26 protein-coding genes and 1 rRNA gene are annotated in these 23,832 nt (G+C 70.3%); 13 read left to right on the plus strand and 14 right to left on the minus strand.

Features of this window, described 5'->3' with window-relative positions:
- Position 1: 1 nt before the first annotated feature.
- Genes hisD through ACEZHJ_RS03425 form a run of 9 tightly spaced genes read right to left on the minus strand, consistent with a single transcriptional unit; the run spans position 2 to position 6,704 of the window.
- Positions 2 to 1,300 carry a histidinol dehydrogenase gene (gene hisD / locus ACEZHJ_RS03385; RefSeq protein WP_163138676.1) on the minus strand — a complete coding sequence of 433 codons (1,299 nt, stop codon included), beginning with the start codon at positions 1,298 to 1,300 and terminating at the stop codon, positions 2 to 4.
- 58 nt (positions 1,301 to 1,358) lie between these two features.
- The gene (hisG, locus tag ACEZHJ_RS03390; protein ID WP_018717640.1) at positions 1,359 to 2,000 is read right to left on the minus strand and encodes an ATP phosphoribosyltransferase; all 642 of its coding nucleotides are present in this window, start codon (positions 1,998 to 2,000) and stop codon (positions 1,359 to 1,361) included.
- A gap of 27 nt (positions 2,001 to 2,027) precedes the next feature.
- Positions 2,028 to 3,290 carry a UDP-N-acetylglucosamine 1-carboxyvinyltransferase gene (murA, locus tag ACEZHJ_RS03395; RefSeq protein ID WP_018717639.1) on the minus strand — a complete coding sequence of 421 codons (1,263 nt, stop codon included), beginning with the start codon at positions 3,288 to 3,290 and terminating at the stop codon, positions 2,028 to 2,030.
- Positions 3,291 to 3,347: 57 nt separating this feature from the next.
- Entirely contained in the window at positions 3,348 to 3,590 is a 243-nt protein-coding gene (locus ACEZHJ_RS03400) for a BolA family protein (protein ID WP_018717638.1), read from the minus strand.
- 47 nt (positions 3,591 to 3,637) lie between these two features.
- Positions 3,638 to 3,958, minus strand: coding sequence for a lipid asymmetry maintenance protein MlaB (locus ACEZHJ_RS03405; RefSeq protein ID WP_018717637.1), 321 nt, complete (start codon positions 3,956 to 3,958; stop codon positions 3,638 to 3,640).
- On the minus strand, positions 3,955 to 4,578 hold the full coding sequence (locus ACEZHJ_RS03410; protein WP_018717636.1) for a phospholipid-binding protein MlaC: 624 nt from the start codon (positions 4,576 to 4,578) through the stop codon (positions 3,955 to 3,957). Before ACEZHJ_RS03410 ends, ACEZHJ_RS03405 begins: the two co-directional genes overlap by 4 nt.
- Entirely contained in the window at positions 4,578 to 5,075 is a 498-nt protein-coding gene (gene mlaD, locus ACEZHJ_RS03415; RefSeq protein WP_026320995.1) for an outer membrane lipid asymmetry maintenance protein MlaD, read from the minus strand. The genes ACEZHJ_RS03410 and mlaD overlap by 1 nt, the downstream gene beginning before the upstream one ends.
- Positions 5,076 to 5,103: 28 nt before the next feature.
- Positions 5,104 to 5,880 carry a lipid asymmetry maintenance ABC transporter permease subunit MlaE gene (mlaE, locus tag ACEZHJ_RS03420; protein ID WP_259202044.1) on the minus strand — a complete coding sequence of 259 codons (777 nt, stop codon included), beginning with the start codon at positions 5,878 to 5,880 and terminating at the stop codon, positions 5,104 to 5,106.
- Positions 5,877 to 6,704: an ABC transporter ATP-binding protein gene (locus ACEZHJ_RS03425; RefSeq protein WP_163138674.1), complete on the minus strand. Its 828-nt coding sequence runs from the start codon at positions 6,702 to 6,704 to the stop codon at positions 5,877 to 5,879. Before ACEZHJ_RS03425 ends, mlaE begins: the two co-directional genes overlap by 4 nt.
- A 185-nt stretch (positions 6,705 to 6,889) precedes the next feature.
- On the opposite strand from ACEZHJ_RS03425, the gene ACEZHJ_RS03430 reads away from it, so the two are divergent.
- From ACEZHJ_RS03430 to ACEZHJ_RS03490, 13 genes are all read left to right on the plus strand, one after another.
- Positions 6,890 to 7,855 carry a calcium/sodium antiporter gene (locus tag ACEZHJ_RS03430; protein WP_259202045.1) on the plus strand — a complete coding sequence of 322 codons (966 nt, stop codon included), beginning with the start codon at positions 6,890 to 6,892 and terminating at the stop codon, positions 7,853 to 7,855.
- Positions 7,856 to 7,859: 4 nt separating this feature from the next.
- Entirely contained in the window at positions 7,860 to 8,855 is a 996-nt protein-coding gene (locus ACEZHJ_RS03435; RefSeq protein WP_163138673.1) for a KpsF/GutQ family sugar-phosphate isomerase, read from the plus strand.
- The gene (locus ACEZHJ_RS03440) at positions 8,855 to 9,418 is read left to right on the plus strand and encodes an HAD family hydrolase (protein ID WP_375036232.1); all 564 of its coding nucleotides are present in this window, start codon (positions 8,855 to 8,857) and stop codon (positions 9,416 to 9,418) included. Before ACEZHJ_RS03435 ends, ACEZHJ_RS03440 begins: the two co-directional genes overlap by 1 nt.
- The gene (lptC, locus tag ACEZHJ_RS03445) at positions 9,405 to 9,974 is read left to right on the plus strand and encodes an LPS export ABC transporter periplasmic protein LptC (protein ID WP_163138671.1); all 570 of its coding nucleotides are present in this window, start codon (positions 9,405 to 9,407) and stop codon (positions 9,972 to 9,974) included. Before ACEZHJ_RS03440 ends, lptC begins: the two co-directional genes overlap by 14 nt.
- Positions 9,961 to 10,491 (plus strand): lipopolysaccharide transport periplasmic protein LptA, encoded by a 531-nt coding sequence (gene lptA, locus ACEZHJ_RS03450; protein WP_163138670.1) that lies wholly within the window; start codon positions 9,961 to 9,963, stop codon positions 10,489 to 10,491. Before lptC ends, lptA begins: the two co-directional genes overlap by 14 nt.
- A 2-nt stretch (positions 10,492 to 10,493) precedes the next feature.
- Positions 10,494 to 11,228 (plus strand): LPS export ABC transporter ATP-binding protein, encoded by a 735-nt coding sequence (lptB, locus tag ACEZHJ_RS03455; protein WP_040409324.1) that lies wholly within the window; start codon positions 10,494 to 10,496, stop codon positions 11,226 to 11,228.
- A gap of 96 nt (positions 11,229 to 11,324) precedes the next feature.
- Positions 11,325 to 12,800 (plus strand): RNA polymerase sigma-54 factor, encoded by a 1,476-nt coding sequence (locus tag ACEZHJ_RS03460; protein WP_375036233.1) that lies wholly within the window; start codon positions 11,325 to 11,327, stop codon positions 12,798 to 12,800.
- Between the two features lie 19 nt (positions 12,801 to 12,819).
- Positions 12,820 to 13,146 (plus strand): ribosome hibernation-promoting factor, HPF/YfiA family, encoded by a 327-nt coding sequence (gene hpf, locus ACEZHJ_RS03465; RefSeq protein ID WP_018717625.1) that lies wholly within the window; start codon positions 12,820 to 12,822, stop codon positions 13,144 to 13,146.
- A gap of 138 nt (positions 13,147 to 13,284) precedes the next feature.
- On the plus strand, positions 13,285 to 13,755 hold the full coding sequence (locus tag ACEZHJ_RS03470; RefSeq protein ID WP_018717624.1) for a PTS sugar transporter subunit IIA: 471 nt from the start codon (positions 13,285 to 13,287) through the stop codon (positions 13,753 to 13,755).
- Positions 13,752 to 14,537 carry an HPr kinase/phosphorylase gene (locus ACEZHJ_RS03475; protein ID WP_163138668.1) on the plus strand — a complete coding sequence of 262 codons (786 nt, stop codon included), beginning with the start codon at positions 13,752 to 13,754 and terminating at the stop codon, positions 14,535 to 14,537. The genes ACEZHJ_RS03470 and ACEZHJ_RS03475 overlap by 4 nt, the downstream gene beginning before the upstream one ends.
- The gene (rapZ, locus tag ACEZHJ_RS03480; protein WP_018717622.1) at positions 14,518 to 15,378 is read left to right on the plus strand and encodes an RNase adapter RapZ; all 861 of its coding nucleotides are present in this window, start codon (positions 14,518 to 14,520) and stop codon (positions 15,376 to 15,378) included. Before ACEZHJ_RS03475 ends, rapZ begins: the two co-directional genes overlap by 20 nt.
- Positions 15,375 to 15,803: a PTS sugar transporter subunit IIA gene (locus tag ACEZHJ_RS03485; protein ID WP_018717621.1), complete on the plus strand. Its 429-nt coding sequence runs from the start codon at positions 15,375 to 15,377 to the stop codon at positions 15,801 to 15,803. The genes rapZ and ACEZHJ_RS03485 overlap by 4 nt, the downstream gene beginning before the upstream one ends.
- Positions 15,787 to 16,080, plus strand: coding sequence for an HPr family phosphocarrier protein (locus tag ACEZHJ_RS03490; protein WP_018717620.1), 294 nt, complete (start codon positions 15,787 to 15,789; stop codon positions 16,078 to 16,080). Before ACEZHJ_RS03485 ends, ACEZHJ_RS03490 begins: the two co-directional genes overlap by 17 nt.
- A 16-nt stretch (positions 16,081 to 16,096) precedes the next feature.
- On the opposite strand, the gene ligA is transcribed toward ACEZHJ_RS03490, so the two are convergent.
- The 5 genes from ligA to rrf all read right to left on the minus strand — a co-directional run.
- Positions 16,097 to 18,124, minus strand: a complete 2,028-nt coding sequence (ligA, locus tag ACEZHJ_RS03495) for an NAD-dependent DNA ligase LigA (protein ID WP_163138667.1) — start codon at positions 18,122 to 18,124, stop codon at positions 16,097 to 16,099.
- Positions 18,125 to 18,137: 13 nt separating this feature from the next.
- The gene (gene zipA, locus ACEZHJ_RS03500; protein ID WP_018717618.1) at positions 18,138 to 19,256 is read right to left on the minus strand and encodes a cell division protein ZipA; all 1,119 of its coding nucleotides are present in this window, start codon (positions 19,254 to 19,256) and stop codon (positions 18,138 to 18,140) included.
- Between the two features lie 84 nt (positions 19,257 to 19,340).
- Positions 19,341 to 22,862: a chromosome segregation protein SMC gene (gene smc / locus ACEZHJ_RS03505; RefSeq protein WP_163138666.1), complete on the minus strand. Its 3,522-nt coding sequence runs from the start codon at positions 22,860 to 22,862 to the stop codon at positions 19,341 to 19,343.
- 130 nt (positions 22,863 to 22,992) lie between these two features.
- Entirely contained in the window at positions 22,993 to 23,463 is a 471-nt protein-coding gene (gene ssb, locus ACEZHJ_RS03510) for a single-stranded DNA-binding protein (protein WP_018717616.1), read from the minus strand.
- A gap of 259 nt (positions 23,464 to 23,722) precedes the next feature.
- A 5S ribosomal RNA gene (rrf, locus tag ACEZHJ_RS03515) occupies positions 23,723 to 23,832 on the minus strand; the annotation flags it as partial.

A 23,832-nucleotide genomic window follows, 5' to 3' on the forward strand; every position in this document is an offset into this window, starting at 1 on the left:
CCTACTCGCCGCGCATCTCTGCGGAGCGGGCGTGAGCGGTGAGCCCCTCACCGCGTGCGAGCTCGCTGGCCACCCGGCCGAGCGCGGCCCCGCCGGCCTCGGAGCACTCGATCAGGCTGGTGCGCTTCTGGAAGTCGTATACGCCGAGCGGCGAGGCAAAGCGCGCGGTGCGCGAGGTCGGCAGCACGTGATTCGGGCCGGCGCAGTAATCGCCCACCGCCTCCGGCGTGTAGCGCCCCAGGAAGACCGCTCCGGCGTGACGGATACCCGCGGCCATGCGCCGCGGTTCCACCACCGAGAGCTCCAGGTGCTCGGGGGCAACGTGGTTGGCGACCGCCGCCGCCTCGGCGAGGTCGCGCACGTAGATGAGCGCACCGCGGGCAGACAGGGCCGCGCGGATGATCTCCGAGCGCTCCATCTCCGGGAGCAGCCGCTCCATTGACGCCTGGACCTGATCGAGGAACAGCGGGTCCGGACAGACCAGGATCGCCCGGGCGTCCTCGTCGTGCTCGGCCTGGGAGAACAGATCCATGGCGATCCAGTCGGCCTCGGTCTGGCCATCGCAGATCACCATGATCTCGGACGGACCGGCGACCATGTCGATGCCCACCCGCCCGAAAACGCGGCGCTTGGCCTCCGCGACGTAGGCGTTGCCGGGACCGACGATCTTGTCCACCGCCGGGATGGTGTCCGTACCGTAGGCGAGCGCCGCCACCGCATGCGCCCCGCCGAGACGGAAGACCCGGTCCACGCCCGCGATGCGTGCCGCGGCGAGCACCAGCGGATTGACCACGCCGTCCGGCGCCGGCACGACCATGATCACCTCGTCCACGCCGGCGACCTTGGCCGGCAGGGTATTCATGAGCACGGACGAGGGATAGGCCGCCTTGCCGCCGGGCACATAGACACCCACGCGCCCCAGCGGCGTCACCTGCTGTCCCAGGCGGTTGCCCTGACCGTCCTCGTAGTCCCAGGACTCGGCAAGCTGGCGGCGATGATAGTCGCGGATACGCTCGGCCGCGGTCTCCAGCGCCTCGCGCTGGGCCCCGGGCAGCGACGCCAGGGCCTGATCCTGCGCGGCCCGGCCCACCTCCAGCGCGGCCACGCTGTCCACGCTCAGGCGGTCGAAACGCGCGCTGTAGTCGAGCAGCGCCGCGTCCCCCTCCGCCGCCACGCGGGCGAGGATCTCGGCGACGGCCTCCTCCACCCGGGCGGTCGCGCCGTCGTTCCACTCCGTGAGGGCGCCCAGGCTCGACCAGAAGTCGGGCTGGGTAGTGCTCAGGCGCGTGATCTCAAGCATCGGCAGATGGCTCCTTGCCCGGTCAGGGCGGGTGTTCGCTGCTGGACGCCGCCCGGGCTCACGCCGCGGTGGTCACCGCGCGGCGGAGATCCTCGATCAGCGGCCGGATCCGGCGGTACTTCATCTTCATCGAGGCCTTGTTGACCACCAGGCGCGAGCTGATGTCGGCGATCGGTTCCAGCGGCTCAAGGCCGTTGGCACGCAGGGTGTTGCCCGTATCGACGAGGTCGACGATGAGATCCGCCAACCCCACCAGCGGCGCCAGCTCCATGGAGCCGTAGAGCTTGATCAGCTCCGCCTGACGCCCGCGATCGGCAAAGTACCGCCGGGTGATATTCACGAACTTGGTGGCGACCCGGGGCCGGCGCAAGGCCTCGTTGCCCGGACGCCCCGCCACCATCAGCCGGCAACGGGCGATGCCCAGGTCCAGCGGCTCGTAGAGCCCCTGGCCGCCGTATTCCAGGAGCACATCCTTGCCCGCCACCCCGAGGTCCGCGCCGCCGTACTCGACATAGGTCGGCACATCGGTGGCGCGGACAACGACCAGGCGCACCGCCGGATCGTTGGTGGGCAGCACCAGCCGGCGGCTGGCCTCCGGGTCCTCCGCCGGCTCAATGCCTGCCGCCGCAAGCAGCGGCAGGGTCTCCTCGAGGATGCGCCCCTTGGAGAGCGCGATGGTCAGCATGTCTTGGTCGTGCATAACCGTCCGGTTGATCGGCCGCGGGCCTCAGGCCGGCACGCGGCGGATGTTGGCGCCCAGCTGCGCGAGCTTCTCCTCGATGCACTCGTAGCCGCGGTCGATATGGTAGATGCGGTCGACGCAGGTCTCGCCGTCCGCCACCAGGCCGGCGAGCACCAGGCTCGCCGAGGCCCTGAGGTCCGTGGCCATCACCGGTGCGGCGGTCAGCCGGGGAACGCCGGTGGATATCGCCGTGTGCCCCTCCAGGCGGACGTCGGCGCCCATACGCTGGAGCTCGAGCACGTGCATGAAGCGGTTCTCGAAGACCGTCTCGGTGACCATGCCCACGCCCTCGGCCACGGCATTGAGGGCACAGAACTGCGCCTGCATGTCCGTGGGGAAGGCGGGATAGGGTGCCGTGCGCACGTTCACCGCCCGCGGCCGGCGCCCGCCGGGCATTGCGAGGTCGATGGTGCGCCCCTCGACGGCGATCTCCGCACCCGCCTCACCGAGCTTGGCGAGGACCGCGTCCAGCAGCTCCGGGGCCGTATCCTTGAGCCGGACCCGCCCGCCGGTCATCGCCGCGGCCACAAGGTAGGTCCCGGTCTCGATGCGGTCTGGCAGGACGTCGTAGTGCGTGCCGTGGAGGCGCTCGACGCCGTGTATCTCGATGGTGTCCGAGCCGGCGCCGCGTACATCCGCCCCCATGGCATTGAGGCAGTTCGCCAGGTCCACCACCTCCGGCTCGCGCGCCGCATTCTCGATGACGGTCACGCCCTCGGCGAGGGTCGCGGCCATCATCAGGTTCTCCGTGCCGGTGACGGTCACCAGGTCCATGACCAGGCGCGCCCCTTTGAGCCGGCTGCAGCGTGCGCGGATATAGCCGCTGTCGACGCTGATCTCGGCCCCCATCTGGCGAAGCCCCTCGACGTGGAGGTTCACCGGCCGCGAGCCGATGGCGCAGCCGCCGGGCAGCGACACATCCGCCTCGCCGTAGCGCGCGAGCAGCGGCCCGAGCACCAGGATGGAGGCGCGCATGGTCTTCACCAGCTCGTAGGGCGCGTAGCACTCTCGGATGCCGGTCGGGTCGACCTCGATGCGCATGCGCTCGTCGACGGTGAGACGCACGCCCATGCGCCCGAGCAGCTCCATCGTCGTGGTGATGTCGTGCAGGTGCGGGATGTTGCCCACCATGGTGGGCCCATCGGCGAGCATGGTCGCGGCCAGGATCGGCAACGCCGCGTTCTTGGCCCCCGAGATACGGATCTCGCCGTCCAGCGGCTCGCCGCCGCGAATGATCAGACGCTCCATTACGCCCCGCCCGGCCGGCCGTGCCGGCCCCCGTCCATGGCCACCGTTAGCACGCCCTCAGCCATTGGACGCGTCGTGCTGTCCGGGCGTCCGGGTCACCAGCGAGATCGCATGCAGCGCCTCGCTGTCGATATGATCGCGCAGCAGCTCGTTGACCATCCGATGCTGTCGGATCCGTGGCACCCCCTCGAAATCGGGGCTCACGATCAGCGCCCGGAAATGCACGCCGTCCCCATCCACCTGCACGGTGGCATCGGTCAGGCCGGCCTCGATGATCTCGCGAATGCGTTCGGAATCCATGATGCTCGCTCGTTTGCTCTGCGGTGCGATTGCCGGTTACGGACCGCTCAGGCCCGCCCACCGGTATCGGACGGCGTATTCTGATCCAATGCCAGGATCTCATCCACCCCGCTCACCCGGGCGATCGCGCTGAGCTGCCCCGGAACACCCTGGAAGACGACACTCCGGCCCCGGGCCCGCGCGGTGCGCACCCATTCCAGGAGCAGCGCGAGGCCCGCACTGTCGACGCGCTCCACGGCGGAGAGGTCCGCGACCACGTCCCCATCCCCGGGCAACGAGGCCGGCAGCTGCGTCACCGTGTCGAAGCCGAGGGCACCGCTGACGCGGCACACCCCGGCGTCGTCGCTACTCAGCGACGCCGAACTCACCCCGGCACCCCCCGCTCGGCATTGCGTTCGGCGAGGCGTTTGATGAGCGCGTCCAGCCCGTTGCGGCTGACCTCGTCGCCGAAGCTGCTGCGGTAGTTCTGGACCAGGCTCACACCCTCGATGACCACGTCGAAGACCTTCCATTCCCCGCTGTCGTTCTTGTAGAGGCTGTAGTTCACGGGGACCGGCGGACCGTCGCTGCGCACGATCTCGGTGGGCACGGTCACCCGCCCGCGCGAAGTATCCGCGTTCATGGGCGGGAACTTCACCTTTTCGTTGCTGTACTCCGACAGCGAGGTGCCGTAGGTGCGGATCAGCAGGCCCTTGAACTCCTCGACGAAACGCGCGCGCTGCTCGGCGGAGGCGTCGTTCCAGTGGCGACCGAGCACGAACCGACTCATCAGCTGGAAGTCGAAGCGCGGCAACACCAGGTCCGAGACGAAGCGGTAGACCGCACCGGGATCACCCTTGATCTCCTGCTTGTGCGCCTCCAGCGCAGCGAGCACCTCGTGGGTGGTGTCCTTGACCAGATCCTGCGGGGACTGCTGCGCCGCACCGGCCAGAGCCGGTGCGAGCACGACCGGAAGCAGCGCGAGTGTCAGGCATAACCGTCGCAACATCACTTACCCTCCGTGCCGCCATCCGAGCCCGAGTCCGAGCCGGACGCCTTATTGTAAAGGAACTGCCCGATGATCTTCTCCAGCACGATCGCCGACTGGGTGAGCATCAGCTCGTCGCCGGGCTGCAGCGCGGTGGGCATGCCACCCGCCTCCAGCCCCACGTACTGCTCACCGAGCAGCCCCGAGGTCAGAACGCTCGCACTGGTATCCATGGGCAGGTCGTCGAACCGCGAATCGATGGTCAGCTCGACACGCGCCTCGTAGGTGTCGGTGTCCAGGCTGATGCCGCTCACCCGGCCCACCTGCACCCCGCCCATCTTCACCGGCGCGCCCTCGCGCAGACCGCCGACGTTGCGGAAGTGGCCGATCACCGTGTAGCCCTCGGTGGTCTGGAACGCCGTGATATTGCTCACCCGCATGGCGAGCACCGTCAGCGCCGCCAGGCCGGCGACCACGAACAGCCCCACTGCGATCTCTATGGCGCGTGTCTTATCCATGATGCCCCAAACCCGGAAATAGGCCGCCCTAGTCGAACATGAGGGCGGTGAGAATGAAATCGAGCCCCAGCACGGCCAGCGAGGTATTCACCACCGTGTGGGTCGTGGCCCGGCTGACGCCCTCCGACGTGGGCATGCAGTCGAAGCCCTCGAAAACGGCGATCCAGCTCGCCACGACGCCGAATACCAGGCTCTTGATGATGCCACTGGCGATGTCGTCGTAGAACGAGACATTGGCCTGCATCTGCGACCAGTAGGCCCCGGCGTCCACGCCGAGCAGCTCGGTGCCCACGACGTAAGCGGAGAGGATGCCGAGCAGCGTGAAGATCGCCGCCAGCAGCGGCATGGCGATCACACCGGCGGCAAGCCGGGGCGCGACCACGCGGCGATGCGGGTCGACGGCCATCATCTCCATACTGGAGAGCTGTTCGGTGGCCTTCATCAGGCCGATCTCGGCGGTCAGCGCCGAGCCGGCACGCCCGGCGAACAACAGCGCGGTAACCACGGGCCCGAGCTCGCGGGTCAGCGACAGTGCCACCAGCGTGCCCAGGGAGTCCTCCGCGCCGAAATCCACCAGGGTATTGTGCCCCTGCAGCCCCAGCACCATGCCCACGAAGATGCCGGAGACGACGATGATCACCAGCGAGAGCACGCCCACTGAATAGAGCTGGTGGACGAGCAGGCGGAAACGCGGCACCAGCCCCGGCAGCCCTGCCAGCACCCGCAGCAGGAACAGCGAGGCGCGGCCGAGCCGGGCCATGCGCGCGAGGGTCCACGCCCCGACGCCCTGCAGCGCACGGATCATGGTACCTCCCCCCCGAGGGTCTCGGTGGCCAGCGAAGGGGCGGGATAGTGGAACGGCACCGGTCCGTCGGGCCTTGCATCCATGAACTGACGCACCCATGGCGAGTCCGACTCGCGCAGCGCCTCGGGCGAGCCCGACGCGATCACTTCACCATCGGCGATGACGTGGATACGGTCGGCGATGGCGGCGGTCTCGGCAACGTCGTGGGAGACCACCACACTGCTCAGCCCCAGGGCGTCGTTGAGTTCGCGGATCAGCTTCACCAGCACCCCCATGGAGATCGGATCCTGGCCGGAGAAGGGCTCGTCGTACATCACCAGTTCCGGGTCGAGCGCGATCGCCCGTGCCAGCGCCACGCGCCGCGCCATGCCGCCGGAGAGCTCGGCCGGGTAGAGATGGCGCGCGCCGCGCAGGCCGACCGCCTCGAGCTTGAGCAGCACGAGCTGATGAATCAGCGCCTCGGACAGCCGCGTGTGCTCGCGCAGCGGGAAGGCGACGTTCTCGTAACAGGTGAGATCGGTGAACAGCGCGCCGGCCTGGAAGAGCATGCCCATACGCCGGCGCAGCCGGTAGAGGGCGCGGCGCGAGAGACGGTCGACGCGCTCGCCGGCCACCCGGATCTCGCCCGCATCCGGGCGCAGCTGGCCGCCGATAAGCCGCAGCAGCGTGGTCTTGCCCGTGCCGCTGGGCCCCATGATGGCGGTGACCTCGCCGCGGTAGACCGTGATGTCCACGCCACTGAAGATCACACGCTCGCCGCGTGCGAAGTGGAGGTCCCGGATCTCGATGAGCGGCTCCTCGGCCGGGGCGGTGTCAGTACCCATCAGCATCCTTCCCGGAAGGGGCAGGCCGGATTGCGGCGCCCGGCATGGCAGGCGGCGGGCAGTATCAGTCACCCCCGCGGACCAGTCAACACGCCCCGGCCGCGGAACCCGCGCATGCTGGCCCGCGGCGGAGCCGCGCCGTATCATGGCCGGCTTCGAACGCCCTAACCGGGACGACACCGCCCATGCTGCCAGCGCTGCTCACCATCGTCGTCGGCTTCGTTGCCCTCACCTGGAGTGCGGACCGCTTCGTCATCGGTGCCTCCGGCACGGCGCGGCACCTGGGCATCCCGACGCTGATCATCGGCCTGACCATCGTCGGCATCGGCACCTCCGCACCGGAGATGCTGGTCTCGGCGATCGCCGCCTGGCAGGGCAGCCCGGGGCTCGCGGTGGGCAATGCGCTGGGCTCGAACATCACCAACGTGGGGCTGATCCTCGGGGCCACGGCGCTGATCGTGCCCCTGCAGGTCCGCTCGCGGCTGCTGCGCCGCGAGATCCCGCTACTGTTCGCGATCATGGCTCTCGCCTTCGTCTTCCTGCTCGACGGCCGGCTCGAGCGCTGGGAGGGCCTGGTCCTGCTCGCCGGCATGGCCGCCCTGCTGACCTGGATGGGGATACAGGGCCGCAACGGCGAGGAACCCGACCCACTGAGCGCCGAATTCGAGAGCGAGATCCCGACGGACCAGCCTCTCCGCACCAGTCTCCTGTGGCTGGCGGTGGGCCTGGTGGTGCTGCTCGCCAGCTCCCGGGCCCTGGTGTGGGCGGCGGTGAGCATCGCCGAGGCGCTCGGCGTGAGCGACCTGGTGATCGGCCTGACCATCGTCGCCCTGGGGACCAGCCTGCCCGAGCTCGCGGCGAGCTTCGCCAGCGCGCGCAAGGGCGAGCACGACATCGCCATCGGCAACGTCATCGGCTCCAACATGTTCAACCTGCTGGGCGTGATGGGCGTCGCCGGGGCCATCAACCCGCTGGACAGCGACCCGGCGACCCTGTACCGGGACATCCCGGTGATGGCCGGCATAACGCTGGTGTTCGCGGTGATGGCGTTCAGCCGCTACGGTCACGGGCGGATCAACCGCATCGAGGGCGCGCTGCTGCTGGCAGCGTATATTGGGTATCAGGCGTTACTCTACGTGTGTGAGACATAGCAGCATGAGCGAGAGACAGCCCCCCCGGGACGAGGACGCGGACCTCTGCCGCCTTGGCCGCGCGGTCATCGAGGTGGAGACCGAGGCGGTCAACGCCCTCGCCTCGCGCATTGACGCCGACTTCGCCCGCGCGTGCCGGCACATGCTGGCCTGCGAGGGGCGGGTGGTGGTCCTCGGCATGGGCAAGTCCGGCCACATCGGCGGCAAGATCGCCGCCACCCTGGCGAGCACGGGCACGCCGGCGTTCTTCGTCCACCCCGGCGAGGCCAGCCACGGTGACCTCGGCATGATCACGCCGCGGGACGTCGTGCTGGCCCTGTCCAATTCCGGCGAGACCGACGAAATCACCACCATCCTGCCGCTGATCAAGCGCCTGTCCGTGCCACTGATCGCGCTGACCGGCCGCCCGGAATCCACCATGGCCCGCTCGGCGAGCGTGCACCTGGACGTCAGCGTCGCCGAGGAGGCCTGCCCGCTGGGGCTCGCCCCCACCGCGAGCACTACCGCCGCGCTCGCCATGGGCGACGCCCTGGCGGTGGCACTGCTGGAGGCACGGGGGTTCACCCGCGAGGACTTCGCCCGTTCCCACCCCGGCGGCCGGCTGGGCCGGCGGCTGCTGCTGCGCATCGAGGACATCATGCACGGCGGCGAGCGCATCCCCCGGGTCCAGGCCGAGACGCCCCTCGGCGAGGCCCTGGTGGAAATGACCAACAAGGGCCTCGGCATGACCGCGGTGGTCGACGCCGAGGGTCACCTGCTCGGCGTATTCACCGACGGCGACCTGCGCCGCGCCCTCGACCGCGAGGTGGACGTGCACCGCACCCGGGTGGATGCGGTGATGACCCGCGGCGGGCGCACCATCACCCGGGACCGCCTCGCCGCCGAGGCCCTCGCGCTGATGGAGAATCACGGCATCAACGCGCTGCCCGTGGTCGACGAGCAGCGCCGTATCGTCGGGGCGCTGAACATGCACGACCTGCTGCGCGCGGGGGTGGTGTAATGGACGCCTTCGAGCACGCCTACTGCGGCGCCCCGCCGGCGACGGTGGCCGGGCGCGCGGCCCACATCGGGGTGCTGGCGCTGGACGTGGACGGCGTGCTCACCGACGGTGGCGTCTACATCGGCGACGACGGCGAGCCCTTCAAGCGCTTCAACATCCACGACGGCAAGGGCATTGCCATGCTCCGGGACGCCGGCATCGAGGTGGCCATCGTCACCGCCCGGCGCTCCGGTGCGGTCGAGGCCCGGGCCCGGGAGCTGCGGATCGGCCACGTCCACCAGGGCGTTCGCGACAAGGCCGCCGCCCTCGCCGACCTGGCGAAGGGACTCGGCCTCGCCCCGCAGGCATGCGCCTTCGTCGGCGACGACCTCGTCGACCTTGCCCCCATGCGTGCCGCCGGGCTCGCAGTAGCCGTCGCCAACGCCCATCCCGCCGTGTGCGCCCGCGCCCACTGGGTCACCCGGCGCGGCGGCGGCGACGGCGCGGTGCGCGAGGTCTGCGAGCTGCTCCTCGGCGCCCGCGGCGTCCTCCGGCCATGGCTGAGCGACGATGCGCGAGCGTAGCCGCCGGACATTCCCACTGGTGGTCACCGCGCTCCTCGCGGCGCTGGCGTGGTTCTCCTTCGGCGGCCGCGACGACGACGGCGCGGGCACGGCACCGCCGGTGCGCGAGCCCGAGGCCCGCTACTACGCCACCGGGGTACGCATCGTCGCCACCGACGCGGACGGCAACCCCAGCGACGAGCTCCGTGCGCAGCGCGCCGCCTACTTCCCCGGCGCCGATCGCTGGGAGATGCAGCAGCCGCGCTGGCAGGGGCGCCGCAACGGGCGGCCGTGGCACGGCCGCGCCCGGCGCGCGGAGGCAACGCCCATCGGCGATCACGAGCGCCGCATCGTGCTCAACGGCGATGTCGAGCTCCACCGCGAGGCGCCGGACCCACTCACCCTGCTCACCGACACCCTCACCCTGGTGCCTGCCCGGGACTATGCGGAGACCGACGCGGCGGTGACACTGCGCACCCCCGCGAGCGAGATGACCGGTGTCGGCGCGCGGGCCTGGATGGACCGACAACAAGTGAGACTCCTCGCCAAAGTCAGGGGGACCTATGCGACCGAATAGCCTGATTCGCCTGCTCGCGGCCTGCCTGCTCGCCGTGGCCGGCTGCGCCCTCGCCCAGCAGGACAGCAGCAAGCAGCCACTGCACCTGAGCGCCGACACCGGCGAGCTCGACAACGTGCGCGGTGTAAGCACCTACACCGGCAACGTCGTCGTCACCCGCGGCCAGATGCGCATCACGGGCGACGTCCTGCGGGTCTACCGCGGCGACGGCGACACCCTGGACCGGATCGAGGTCGAGGGTGAACCCGCGACCTACCACGACGAGTCGCCGCAGCGCGAGACGCCGGTGGACGCCGAGGCGCCGACGATGACCTACTACTCCGGGCCGCCGGAGCGCATCGAGCTCTCCGGCGGTGCCACGCTCACCCGCGGGCGCGACGAGTTTCGCGGCGAGACGGTCAACTACGACATTGCCGCCGACCAGGTGAAAGCGGACAGCAGCAAGGACCAGCGCGTTCAGGTCACGCTCTTCCCCAAAAAGGACGACAGCGGCAACGACAGCGGCGACGGGCAGTGAGCATGGGGGAGACGGGACGCCTCGAGGCCACCGGCCTGATCAAGCGCTATCGACGGCGCAGCGTGGTCAGCGACGCCGCACTCGCGGTCGCCCCCGGCGAGATCGTGGGCCTACTCGGGCCCAACGGCGCGGGCAAGACCACCTGCTTTTACATGATCGTCGGCCTTATCCGTCCCGATGCCGGACAGATCCGCCTGGACGGTCGCGAGATCGGCCGGCTGCCCATGCACCGCCGGGCCCGGCTCGGCCTGGGTTACCTGCCCCAGGAGGCGTCGATCTTCCGCAAGCTCTCCGTGGCTGACAATCTCCTCGGGGTGCTCGAGCTGCGCCGCGATCTCGACCGCGGCCAGCGCCACGACGAGATGGAGGAGCTGCTCGAGGAGTTCAGCGTCGGCCACCTCCGCGATCAGCCCGGTATCAGCCTCTCCGGCGGCGAGCGCCGCCGGGTGGAGATCGCCCGGGCGCTGGCGGCCCGCCCCCGCGTGATACTGCTCGACGAGCCATTCGCCGGGGTTGACCCGATCTCCGTGCACGACATCCGCCAGATCATCCGCCACCTGGCCGAGCGCGGTATCGGCGTGCTGATCACCGATCACAACGTGCGCGAGACCCTGGGCATCGTCGACCGCGCCTACATCCTCAATGCCGGCGAGGTGATCGCCGAGGGCGACGCCCAGACGGTGCTCGCCGACGAGCAGGTCAAGCGCGTCTATCTGGGCGAGGATTTCCGGCTGTGACCGCCCGCGCTCAGGTGCAAGGCCGCTGCCTGTTGCATTACGATGGCGGCAAGCGGGCGCGGGCCGCCCGGCCAGCGGAGAGCTGACGAACGACCCATGAAACAGACGCTCCAGCTCCGACTCGGTCAGCAGCTGACAATGACACCCCAGCTGCAGCAGGCGATCCGCCTGCTGCAGCTGCCGACGCTGGAGCTGCGTGCCGAGATCCAGGAAGCGCTCGACTCCAACCTCATGCTCGAGACCGAGGACGAGCACGAGGCGGCCACCACCGAAGAGGCCCTGCGGGACGCCGGCACCGGGGACAGTGCCGGGCAGGCGGACGGCGAGCCGGCCGCCGAAACGACGAACACCGAGGATACGCGCCTGGGCGACGACCTGCCGGTGGACGGCAGCTGGGACGACATCTACGACGGCACCACGGCCTGGAGCCGCGGCAGCGGCGAGGACGATGACTACGATCCGGTCTCCCGCCTGGCCGCCGCCAGCGAGAGCCTGCGCGAGCACCTGATCTGGCAAATCCAGCTCGGCGAATTCACCCCCCGCGCATTCGCCATCGCCGAGGCGATCATCGACGCGGTCAGCGACGACGGCTACCTGAACACCGACGAGGCCGACATTCTCGCGGCCCTGCCCGGGGACTGGGCGGTGGGCCACGAGGAATTCCTCGAGGTGCTCGGCGAGGTGCAGCGACTCGACCCCGTGGGCGTGGCCGCGCGTGACCCCCGGGAATGCCTGGCCCTGCAGCTCGAGCAGCTGCCGGAGGACACCCCGTGGCTCGCGCAGGCACGGTTGCTGCTCGACGAGCACCTGGATCTGCTGGTCAACCGACAGCTCGCCCAGATCAAGCGCCGCATGCAGCTCGACGACGAGGCCCTGGGCGGCATCATCGAGCTGATCCGGGGGCTCGACCCCCACCCGGGCCTGCGCTACGGTAGCAACAATACGGAATACGTCATCCCCGACGTCTTCGTCCGCCGCGAGGACGGGCGCTGGCAGGTGGAGATCAACCCGGATGCCTTTCCCCGTGTCCGCATCAACGCCGACTATGCGGCCATGGTCCGCCGCGCCGACCGCAGCCGCGAGAACAGCCTGATGCGCGAGCACCTCCAGGAAGCGCGCTGGCTGATCAAGAGCCTGCGTTCGCGCAACGACACCCTCCTGCGCGTGGCCCATTTCATTGTCGACCACCAGCACGACTTCCTCGAACGCGGCGAGGAGTTCATGCAGCCGCTGGTGCTGCGCGAGGTCGCCGAGGCCGTGGAGATGCACGAATCCACCATCTCGCGGATCACCAACCGCAAGTACATGCACACCCCGCGCGGGACCTTCGAGTTCAAGTACTTCTTCTCCTCGCACGTGCAGACCGCCGACGGCGGCGAGTGCTCCGCCACCGCGATACGGGCGCGTATCCGCCGCCTGATCGCCGGCGAGGACCCGCGCCGCCCGCTCAGTGACAGCCGCATCGCCACCATCCTGCAGGACGAGGGGATACACGTCGCCCGCCGCACCGTGGCGAAATATCGCGAGGCCATGGCGATCGCGTCCTCGACGGACCGAAAGCGCCTCGCCTGAGAACCACAAAGGAGGCTCTATGCAGATCGACATCACCGGCCACCACATCGAAGTGACCGACTCGCTGCGCGACTACGTCAACGAGAAGTTCCAGAAACTCGAGCGTCACTTCGACAACGTCGTCGATGTGCATGTCATCCTCACGGTCGAGAAGCTGACCCACAAGGCGGAAGCCACCCTTGTCCTGAGCGGCGCCCGCTTGTTCGCCGACGCCACCGATGAGGACATGTACGCCGCCATCGATGCACTCACGGATAAACTCGATCGCCAGGTGGTCAAACACAAGGAGAAACGCGCGGATCATCGCCGTAACGAGGGGCCGGTGAGCCAGGCCCTCGAGGAATGATCCATCGTTGCCGGCCGGGGTGGCCGGCAGACCAGTGACCACGCCGGCGGCGGGCCTGCCAGACCGGGCGCAGGGAGGTGCCTCGGGCCCGTACCGCCGCCGACGTGCCGGACAACGCCAGTTCAGGGCCGGGGCACCATGAACATTGCAGCACTGCTCTCCCCCGAGCGGGTTCGCTACGGGGCGCATGCCACCAGCAAGAAGCGCAGCCTGGAGCTGCTCTCGGAACTGCTCAACGAGGATGCGACCGGTCCGGACACCCGCAGCATCTTCGAGAGCCTGATCGGACGCGAGCGGCTCGGCAGCACCGGTCTGGGCCGGGGCGTCGCCCTGCCACATGCCCGGCTGCCGGGCCTGGATGCCCCTGTGGCGGCGGTGCTCAACCTCGACACGGGCGTGGATTTCGACGCCGTCGACCGTCAGCCGGTGGATCTGCTCTTCGCGCTGCTCGTGCCGGAAGAGTCCACCGACGAGCATCTGCGCATCCTCGCCACGCTGGCGGAGATGTTCAGTGACACGGCCTTCTGCGAGCATCTCCGTGCCAGCGGCACCGACCGTTCCCTCTACGAGCAGGTGTCACAACGGCTGGTGGACGGCGCGCCGGCATGACGCCTCGGCTGCGCATCCCCCGCACCGCCCTGGCACGGGCGCTCGGGGCCGCGGCGCACGGCGGCGGCGAGACCGTCGAGCTACCCGTGGATGCACCGCGCTGGCTCGGTGGCGACGCCCCGGTACGCCGTGGCGCCACCGACGCGGACGGCGCCTGCCTGATCGTCTGCGAGTCCGCCGACGCCGCGCCGGCCGACGGCACGCCCTGGATGACACTGGAGGCGGACGACGAGGCCCTGGCCTGGCGAATCGATCGCGCCCTCGTCCGCCTTGCCGGGCGCCCCGGAGTCCCCGGCACCCTGGTTCGCATCCATGGTCACGGGGTCCTGCTCAGGGGGGCCGAGGGCACGGGCAAGAGCCACACGGCACTGGCCCTGCTCGATCGCGGGCACGCCCTGGTGGCCGACGATCTGGTGACACTCGCCGCCGCCAGCGCCACCCCCGAGGGCCGCGCCCCCGACGAGGGCCCCCGCGGACGGCTCGCCGTACGCGGTCTCGGCGTGATCCGGGTGGACGAGCACTTCGGGGATGCGGCGCTGGCACGGCGCGCCCCGGTGGTCCTGGAAGTAGTACTCGCGCCCGGGGCGAGTGCGGACCCGCTGACCGGGGGCTGGGCCACCGGCGGACTGCTCGGACGCCCCCTGCCCCGGCTGACCCTGGCCCCGGGCCCCATGACCGCCCTGCTCATCGAGGCAGCGGTACGCGAGTGCCGTCAGGCCGGCGGCATTACGCACGGCCAAGCGAGCGCGGAGGACCGACTGAATGCGGCTCGTCATCATTAGCGGGCTGTCCGGATCGGGCAAGAGCGTGGCACTGAGCACGCTGGAAGACACCGGATTCTACTGTATCGACAACCTGCCGGTGGACCTGCTGGAGGCCTTTGGCCGCCACATTACCGCCGTTGCCGGGGACGAGCCCGGCAACGACCGCTACGCCGTGGGCGTGGACGCGCGCAACCGCCCATCGGACCTGGCACGCATCCCGGCGATACTGGATCAGTTGCGCGCCAGCGGCATCAACTGCGAGATCCTCTTCCTCGACGCCGAGCGCGACACCCTGCTCAAGCGCTTCAGCGAGACCCGCCGGCGACACCCGCTGAGCGGCGAGGACACCTCCCTGGACGAGGCCATCCATCGCGAGCGCGAGCTGCTCGAGCCGCTGCTCGAGCGCGCGGACCTGACCATCGACACCACGCGCACCACCGTCCACGAGTTGCGTGACCTGGTCCGGGCCCGCCTGGTCCGGGCCCCCTACACCCTCTCGCTGATGTTCGAGTCCTTCGGCTACAAGCACGGCCTGCCGCCGGATGCGGACTTCGTCTTCGACGCGCGCTGCCTGCCGAATCCCCACTGGAACGCCGAGCTGCGCCCGCTCACCGGACGCGACGAGCCGGTGGCGGCATTCCTCGAGGCGCAGGAGACGGTCACCGCCTTCCACACCCAGGTGCGGGATTTCCTCGCCGAATGGATTCCGCGCTTCCAGCAGGAGAACCGCAGCTACCTGACCATCGCCATCGGCTGCACCGGGGGACAGCACCGCTCCGTCTATCTCGCCGAGCGGCTGTGCGGGGACTTCCGCGGCCGGCTCGGGCAGGTCAACGTCCGTCACCGGGAGCTGCCATGAGTGTCGGGCTGCTGATCATCACGCACAACCGTGTGGGCCAGGAGCTGCTCAACACCGCGCGCACCATCCTCGGCGCGTGCCCGCTGGAGACGGCGCACCTCAACGTCCCCCAGGACAGCAGCCCCGAAGCGATGGTCCACCGGGGCACCGAGCTGCTCACCCGCCTCGACAGCGGCGACGGCGTGCTCATCCTCACCGACGCCTTCGGCGCGACCCCCAGCAACGTGGCGGTGCGCCTGGGTGAGCGCATGGGTACGGCGGTGGTTTCGGGGCTGAACCTGCCGATGCTCCTGCGCGTGCTCAACTATCCGGACCTGCCGCTGGCGGCCCTTAGGGACAAGGCCTACACCGGCGGTCGCGACGGCGTGCTGCTCGTCGAACCCACCCCCGCGGAGCAAGACAGGCACCATGAGCGACACCGCTGAACCGACCCGGATCCGCCGCGAGGTGGAGATCGTCAACCGCCTCGGCCTGCATGCCCGCGCGGCCGCCCGGTTCGTGAGTACCGCGGGGCACTACGACGCCGACATCCAGGTCACCCGCGACGAACGCACGGTCAACGGCAAGAGCATCATGGGCATGATGATGCTCGCCGCCGCCCAGGGCAGCTGCATCCTCATCGAGGCCGAGGGCAGCGACGCGGCGCAGGCAATGGAGGCGCTGGAGGCCCTGATCGCCGAGCGCTTCGGCGAGGACAGCTGAGCCGGCCACCCGCCTCTCAGCCGGCGCCGCCGACGAGCTCGCGGAAGGCGGCCTCGTCCAGCACGCTCACCCCCAGGCGCTCTGCCTTGTCCCGCTTGGAGCCCGGGTCCGCGCCAGCGACGACGTAGTCGGTGCGCCCGGAGACACTGCCCGTCACCTTGCCGCCCAGGGCCTCGATCCGCGCCCGCGCCTCGTCGCGGGTGAACCCCTCCAGGGTGCCGGTCAGCACGAAGGTCCGGCCCGCCAGGGGCGCCTCATCACCGTCACGCCCCTCCGGGGCCGGCCAGTGGACACCGGCGTGGAGCAGGCCGTCGATGACCTCCTGATTGTGGGGCTGGGCGAAGAAGTGCGCCACGCTCTGCGCGACCACGGGCCCCACGTCCGGCACCGACTCAAGGGCCTCCTCATCCGCCTGCCTGATGGCATCGAGCTCGCCGAAGTGGGCCGCCAGGGCCTTGGCGGTGACCTCACCCACGTGATTGATCCCCAGGGCATAGAGGAACCGCGCCAGGGTCGTCTCGCGGGAGGCGTCGATGGCGCGCAGGAGGTTCGCGGCGGAGCGCTCGCCCATGCGCTCCAGCCCGCTCAGGCGCCGGGCATCGAGGTGATACAGGTCGGCGGCGGTGCGCACCAGGTCGCGCTCGACGAGCTGCGCGACGAGCTTCTCGCCGAGCCCGTCGATGTCCATGGCCCGGCGCGAGACGAAGTGCAGCAGCGCGCCCATGCGCTGGGCCGGGCAGTACAGCCCGCCGATGCAGCGGTGGGCGGCCTCCTCGTCCAGGCGCAGCACCTCGGAGCCGCATACCGGACAGGCGCCGGGCATGTCCCAGGGCTCGACGCCGGCAGGCCGCCGCTCGGTGATTACCGCCGTGATCTCGGGGATGACATCACCGGCACGGCGGACCATGACGGTGTCGCCCTCGCGCACGTCCTTGCGGCGCACCTCGTCGAGGTTGTGCAGGGTCGCGCGGCTGACGGTCACGCCGCCGACCTCGACGGGCGCCAACTCGGCCACCGGGGTGATCACGCCGGTACGCCCCACCGAGGCCGCGATGGTCTCCACCACCGTGGTGGCCTCCCGCGCCGGGAGCTTGTGCGCGGCGGCCCAACGGGGTGCGCGGGCGGTGAAGCCCAGGCGCTCGCGCAGGGCCAGGTCGTCGACCTTGTAGACCGCGCCGTCGATTTCGTAGCTCAGCGTATCGCGATACTCCAGCAGCCACTGGTAATAGCGGAGGCAGCCGTCCACGTCGTCGACGCGCTGGACGTGCTCGTTGACCCGGAAACCCCAGGCCTCAAGCCGGGTGAGCACGTCGCTGTGCGTGGCCGCCAGTGTCTCCGAGCTGGCCCCGGTGCCGAAGGTGAAGAAGGTCAGCGGCCGGCGCGCGGTGATCCGGGAATCGAGCTGGCGCAGGCTGCCGGCGGCGGCGTTGCGGGGGTTGGCGAAGGTCCGCTCGCCGGCGGCCTCGCGCCGGGCGTTGAGGCGTTCGAAGTCCGCCTTGCGGATGACGACCTCGCCACGGACCTCCAGCAGCGACGGGGCCGCGCCGGTGAGGCGCAGGGGCACCGAGCGGATGGTGCGCACGTTAGCGGTGATGTCCTCGCCGACCTCACCGTCGCCCCGCGTGGCGGCGCGCGCGAGCAGGCCGTCCTCGTAGCGCAGGTTCACCGACAGGCCGTCGAGCTTGGGCTCGCACACGTAGGCGACATCGCCGCCGGCGGCACGCTCGTGCACCCGGCGGTCGAACTCGCGCAGCTCCTCCTCGCTGAAGACGTTGCCCAGCGAGAGCATGGGCTGCTCGTGGCGCGCCGGCTCGAAGGCCTCCAGCGGTGGCGCGCCGACGCGCTGGGTGGGCGAATCCGGGGTCGCCAGCGACGGCCACTGCCGCTCCAGGTCCTGGAGCTCGCGCAGCAGCGCGTCGTACTCGGCGTCGGAGACGGCCGGCTCGTCGAGGACGTAATAGCGGTAATTGTGGTCGGCGAGGGTCTCGCGCAGCTCGGCGGCACGGCGTTCCGCCCCGGGGAAGGCGTCGTTGGACTCGCTCATGGGTTCGGGGTGGTCACTCTCGGTGCTGCCGGCGGGCGAGGTGCGCACGGCGGCGGTACTCGATCATCTCCTCGCGCAGGTGCTCCACCGCCTGATGGGTGAGGTCGCAGCGGCGCGCGTCCAGAAGCTGGCCGTCGAGCTCGCCGGCCACGTGGCGTGCGGCCTCGAGCATCTCCTCGAAGGCGGTCACGGCGTCGAACGGCCCCGGCAGGCGGAGAAAGAACGCGAGTCCCGGGGTCTCGAACCCCTCCATGCGCTCCAGGTCGAACCAGCCGGGGTTGAGGATGTTGGCGACGCTGAACTCCGCGACCCGGCCCCGGCTGCCCTCGATGTAGCGATGGAAGATGCCGTGCTCGCCGAAGGTCAGGCCGGCGGACTGCAGGGCATCCTGCACCGCGGGCCCGAGGAATCGCTCGCCGTTGGGGGCGAGCACGTTGATGACGACGATCTTCTCCTCCAGCCCCGGGGGCACGTCCGCCTCGGCCTCGCCCCCGCCACGGCTGCCGTCGCCACCGCCGTCCGTGCCCAGGGCCCGGCGCAGGCGCTCGGCGAGCCGGCCACGGCGGGCGGGCTCGCGTTCGCCGCCACCGTCGCCGAGCGCACCGGCGTCGCTGCCCTCGACACCCTCCTCGATCTCCGGCGCGTCCGGGCTTCCGTCATCCGGCGTGCTGCCAACGGGAAGGTCATCGTCCGGCCACCAGTCGTCGTCGTCCGCCTCCGGCACGGGCCACTCCTCGGCCCGGGAGCGTGAGCCTTCGACGCGGCTGTGGGCCCAGGCGGGGAAGTCACGTTCGTCGCGGCCGGCGGGGAGGTCGTCACCTTCGTCCATGCCGGCTTCGGGATCGGCCTCCGCCCCCACGTCGTGAAACGGCGACACCCGGTCGTCATCGTCACCCTCCCGGCCCAGGTCCCCGGTCTCGCGCCCGGTTTCCAGCTCCGGATCGAACTCGGGCAGCTCGTCGTCCAGGTGGGGCTCCTCGACACCACCGCCGGCGAACGGCTCGCGCTGGTTGCGACGGTTCCGGGACCAGGGCAGGCCGTCATGGCGCCAGTTCTGGAACGTGCCATGCAGGTAGATGGCCACAATGACCAGGGCACCGAGAATGATCAAAAGCCAGCGCAGTTCGTCCATCTTCCCGTCCGATCGCTCACCTGGATGCCATGGCCGAGGGCGCTCGCCATGCTCGGAACAGCCTGCATGGCGCGTGCATGAAGCTCAAGCCCCGTCCCCCGGGGTGTCCACCAGCGCGGTCGCCGCCTCCATATCCACGGCCACCAGCCGGGAGACTCCGGGCTCGTTCATGGTCACGCCGGCAAGGTGGCTGGCCGCGGCCATGGTCACCTTGTTGTGGGTGATGACGATAAACTGCACCCGGTCCGACAGGGCCTGGAGCATGTCGCAGAAACGCCCGACGTTGGCCTCGTCCAGCGGTGCGTCCACCTCGTCGAGCATGCAGAACGGCGCCGGGTTGAGCTCGAAGATGGCGAACACCAGGGCCACTGCCGTGAGCGCCTTTTCGCCGCCGGAGAGCAGGTGGATGTTGCTCACCCGCTTGCCCGGCGGGCGCGCCATGATCGCCACACCGGTTTCGAGCAGATCCTCGCCCGTGAGTTCCAGGTAGCCGCTGCCGCCGCCGAAAAGCCGGGGAAAGAGACGCTGCATGCCCTCGTTGACCTTCTCGAAGGTCTCCTTGAAACGCTGGCGCGTCTCCCGGTCGATGCGCCGGATCGCGGACTGCAAGGTTTCCAGGGCCTCGTTGAGGTCCTCGTACTGGCTGTCGAGGTAGCCCTTGCGGGATTCGAGCTCGCGGTACTCGTCGATCGCCGCCAGGTTGATCGGCCCCAGGCGGCGGATGCGCTCATCCAGGCGCTCCAGCTCCGCCTCCCAGCGCTGCTCGTCGGCGTCCTCCGGCAGCGCCGTGGCGGTCTCGGCGCGATCCACCTCCATCTCCGCGAGCTGCTCGGCCTGGGTCTGAATGCGGATCTTGAGCTCGTAGCTGCGGTAACGCGCGGACTCCGTGCCCTCGCGCAGCTCGGTGACCGAGCGCTCGGCCTCGCCGCGGCGGGTCTCGAGATCGCGCAGCCGTTCCTCCGCGTCACCCAGGCGGGTGCGGGCCTCGCCGAGCTCGTGTTCCACGGACTGGCGACGCTCCAGCAGGCGCTGGCGTTCGGCCTCGGCGGCCTCGTCGTCGACCTCGGCGGGCTCGTCGTCCGCTGCTGCGAGCTCCGCGAGCCGCGCCTCGAGGCGTTCGCACTGGGCCTTCTGGCGTGAGACGGACTCCGCCAGGGACTGTCTGGCCGTGGTCGCGCTCTCCAGGCGCAGTGCCACGTCGTGCCGGCGCGAGCGCACGTCGGCCAGGCGTTCGCGCGCCGCATCCAGCTGGTCCTGCAGACCGAGCTTCTCCTCGTTGAGCCGCTCCCGGGTCTCGTCCAGGGCCTCACTGCGATCCAGCGCCTCGGCCTGGCGCTCGCGAGCGGCACGGACGTCCGCATTGATCTCCTCGATGGCCTCGGCAAGGTCCTCGAGCTCCGCCTGGCGGGCGCGGCGGCGCTCCCCGCGCTCCTGCTGCTGGGCCCGCTGGTTGTCCACCTGCGCCTGCAGGCTGGCGCGCTCGCGTTCGGCCTCGTGGAGGGCATCGCGGTCGTCGTCCCGTCGTTCGGTGAGATCGGCGATGCGCTCACGCAGCTCGCCGCGGCGGGCCTCCTGTTCGGCGAGCCGGGCATCCAGCGTCTCAAGCGCCTCCCGCGTCTCCGAGAGGTCGCGCTCCCGTGCCAGCACGCCGGTGTCGTCACGGGCCTCGCCGCGGGCGTGCACCCAGTCCGGTCCGAAACGGGTGCCGTCCGGCGTGACGATCTCCTCGCCGGGCGCGAGGTCGGGGGCTCGGGCCAGTGCGGCATCCACATCCTCGGCGGTATGGACCCCCGCGAAGAGCCCCGCCACCGGCCACGGGGCGCTTACCCGCCGCGCAAGCCCGTCGCCGGGCGATGCCCCATCCAGCACCCCGTCCGCGGGCCGCTGGAGCACGATCTCGTCACCCTCCAGGGCCGCTAGGGCGGCCACGTAGCGCCCGGGATCCGTGACCAGGACCGCCTGCAGGTGGGCCCCGAGGACCGCCTCCACGGCCCGCTCCCAGCCCGGCTCGACGTCGAGGCGGCGGGCCAGCCGCTCGCCGTCGTCCAGGCCCTGCGCGGCAAGCCAGCGCCCCGCCGCCTCGCCCTCGCCGAGGGCGGCCTCCTGCAGGGTCTCCAGGGAGGTGAGCCGTGCCGCGGTACGGTGGCGCTCTTCCCGGGTCCCTTCCAGGGACTCGTCCAGCTCGGTGGCCTCGTCCTCGAGTGCCGTCAGGGCCTCGTCGCGTTCGTCCAGGCGCTCGCGCAGGCCCTCCAGGCGCTCCTCCAGGGCCTCCAGACGCTCCGCGCCGGCCTCGTCCGACTCGCGGGCCAGGGCCTCGTCCAGGGACTCGATTTCCTGGGCGAGGCGCTCTCGCTGACGGGTCCGCTCCTCACCCTGACGTTCGAGCTGCTCGATACGGGCACGCTCGACTTCGGCGGTACGCGCCGGCTGCTGGGCGTCCTCGTTGAAGCGCTCCCATCGCTCGCGCCAGTCCTCCAGTGCCTGCTGGGCCTGCTGCACGCCCTCGTCGGCACCGGCCTCGGCCTCGGCAAGGGCCTCGTGTTCCGGCTCCAGCTCGGCGACGCGCTCCTCGGCCAGGCGCAGCTTCTCGCCGTCCTGCTCCAGGCTGGCCCGGTGCTCATCCAGCGCCTCGCGGGTACGCGCCTCCTCCGCGCGGCGTGCCTCACGCATCTCACGCTGGTGCTTCATGCGCTGCTCGAGGCGGGTGATCTCGGAGCCAACACCGTAGTACTCGGCCTGGATCTCGTTGAGGCGGTCGCTGTCCTCGGCGTGGCGTGCGCGCACGCTCTCGGTCTCGCGCTCGAGCCGGCGCTGCTCGGCGACCGCGGCCTCGACCTCGGTGTCGCGGCGCCGCAGCTCGCCTTCCAGGCGCTCGCGCTCGGCCTCCAGGCCCTGCAGGCGCAGGACGTGCAGCTCGGCCTGGCGCTGGCGCTGCTCGGCCCGCAGGCCCTTGTAACGCTCGGCGGTGTCGGCCTGGCGCTTGAGCTTCTCGAGCTGGCGCGCGACCTCGTCGCGAACGTCCTCGAGCCGCTCCAGGTTCTCCAGGGTGTCGCGGATGCGCCGCTCGGTCTCACGCCGGCGCTCCTTGTACAGGCTGATGCCCGCCGCCTCCTCGAGGTAGCGGCGCAGCTCCTCGGGGCGCGCCTCGATCACCCGCGAGATCATGCCCTGCTCGATGATCGAGTAGCTGCGCGGCCCGAGACCGGTGCCAAGGAAGATGTCGGTGATGTCGCGCCGGCGGCAGCGTGTGCCGTTGAGGTAGTACGCGGACTGGCCGTCGCGGTTCACCTGGCGGCGCACCGCGATCTCGTTGTAGCCGGCGTACTGCCCGGTGATGGTGCCGTCGCTGTTGTCGAAGACGAGCTCGATCGAGGCGGCACCCACCGGCTTACGGCTGCCGGAACCATTGAAGATGACGTCCGCCATCGACTCGCCGCGCAGGTGCTTGGCCGAGCTCTCGCCCATGACCCAGCGCACGGCATCGATGATGTTGGATTTGCCGCAGCCGTTCGGCCCGACGATCGCCACGAGATCGCCGGGAAGCGTCACCGTGGTGGGGTCCACGAACGACTTGAAGCCGGAGAGCTTGATCTTCGCCAGCCGCATTACGCGTTCCCAGCAAGCGCGGGTACCGCCGTTGGCCTGCCCCCCCGGGTGGCGGGGGCATCAGACCACCATGCGCTGCCTGCCGGGACGCACTCGCCCGGCAGGTCCGTCCTCGCCGTCACTCGCGGTGTCAGAACGGGATGTCGTCGTCGAAATCGTCCTGCGGCGGCTCCGGCTGACGGCCGCCGCCGCCACCGTAGCCCCCGTCACCGCCCTGGGGCTCGGGCCGCGGGCCGCCTCCGCCGCCGCCACCACCGGTGGTACGGGTATCGAGCATCTGCATCTCGCGCGCCACCACCTCCGTGGTGTAGCGGTCCTGACCGTCCTGCCCCTGCCATTTGCGGGTCTGGAGCTGGCCCTCGATGTAGACCTTAGAGCCCTTGCGCAGGTACTCCCCGGCGATCTCTGCCAGGCGGTTGAAGAACACGACGCGGTGCCAGTCCGTGCGCTCCTGGCGATCGCCGCTCTGGCGATCCCGCCACTGCTCGGTGGTCGCGACCCGGATGTTGGTGACCGCGCTGCCCGAGGGCGCGTAACGCACCTCCGGATCCGCCCCAAGATTGCCGATCAGGATGACCTTGTTGACCGAGCCGCTTGCCATTATTCCCTCTCCGCGAATTTCCGACGTGATGGCCTGTCCGTGGCCGTTGAAGACAGGCCGTCACTGTACCTGATTTACCTCTGCCAAGGGAGGCGCGCACACCTGGCTGCCCCCATCCCGTACGAGCCGGGGTAAACCAATTACGCCGGCCGCGGGGCAGTATCCGGGGCCGAGGGGCCCCTGCGGCGTACCGCGGCACCTGACAAATTTGCATAAAAAAACCCCCGAGCCATTAATGGCCGGGGGTTTAGGGATAAGAGCCTGGCGATGACCTACTTTCGCACCACAGCGAGGCGGCACTATCATCGGCGCGGAGTGGTTTCACTTCCGAGTTCGGTATGGGATCGGGTGGTTCCCACTCGCTATATT

The sequence above is a fragment of the Arhodomonas sp. KWT2 genome, from assembly GCF_041949875.1.
GTDB lineage: Bacteria > Pseudomonadota > Gammaproteobacteria > Nitrococcales > Nitrococcaceae > Arhodomonas > Arhodomonas aquaeolei.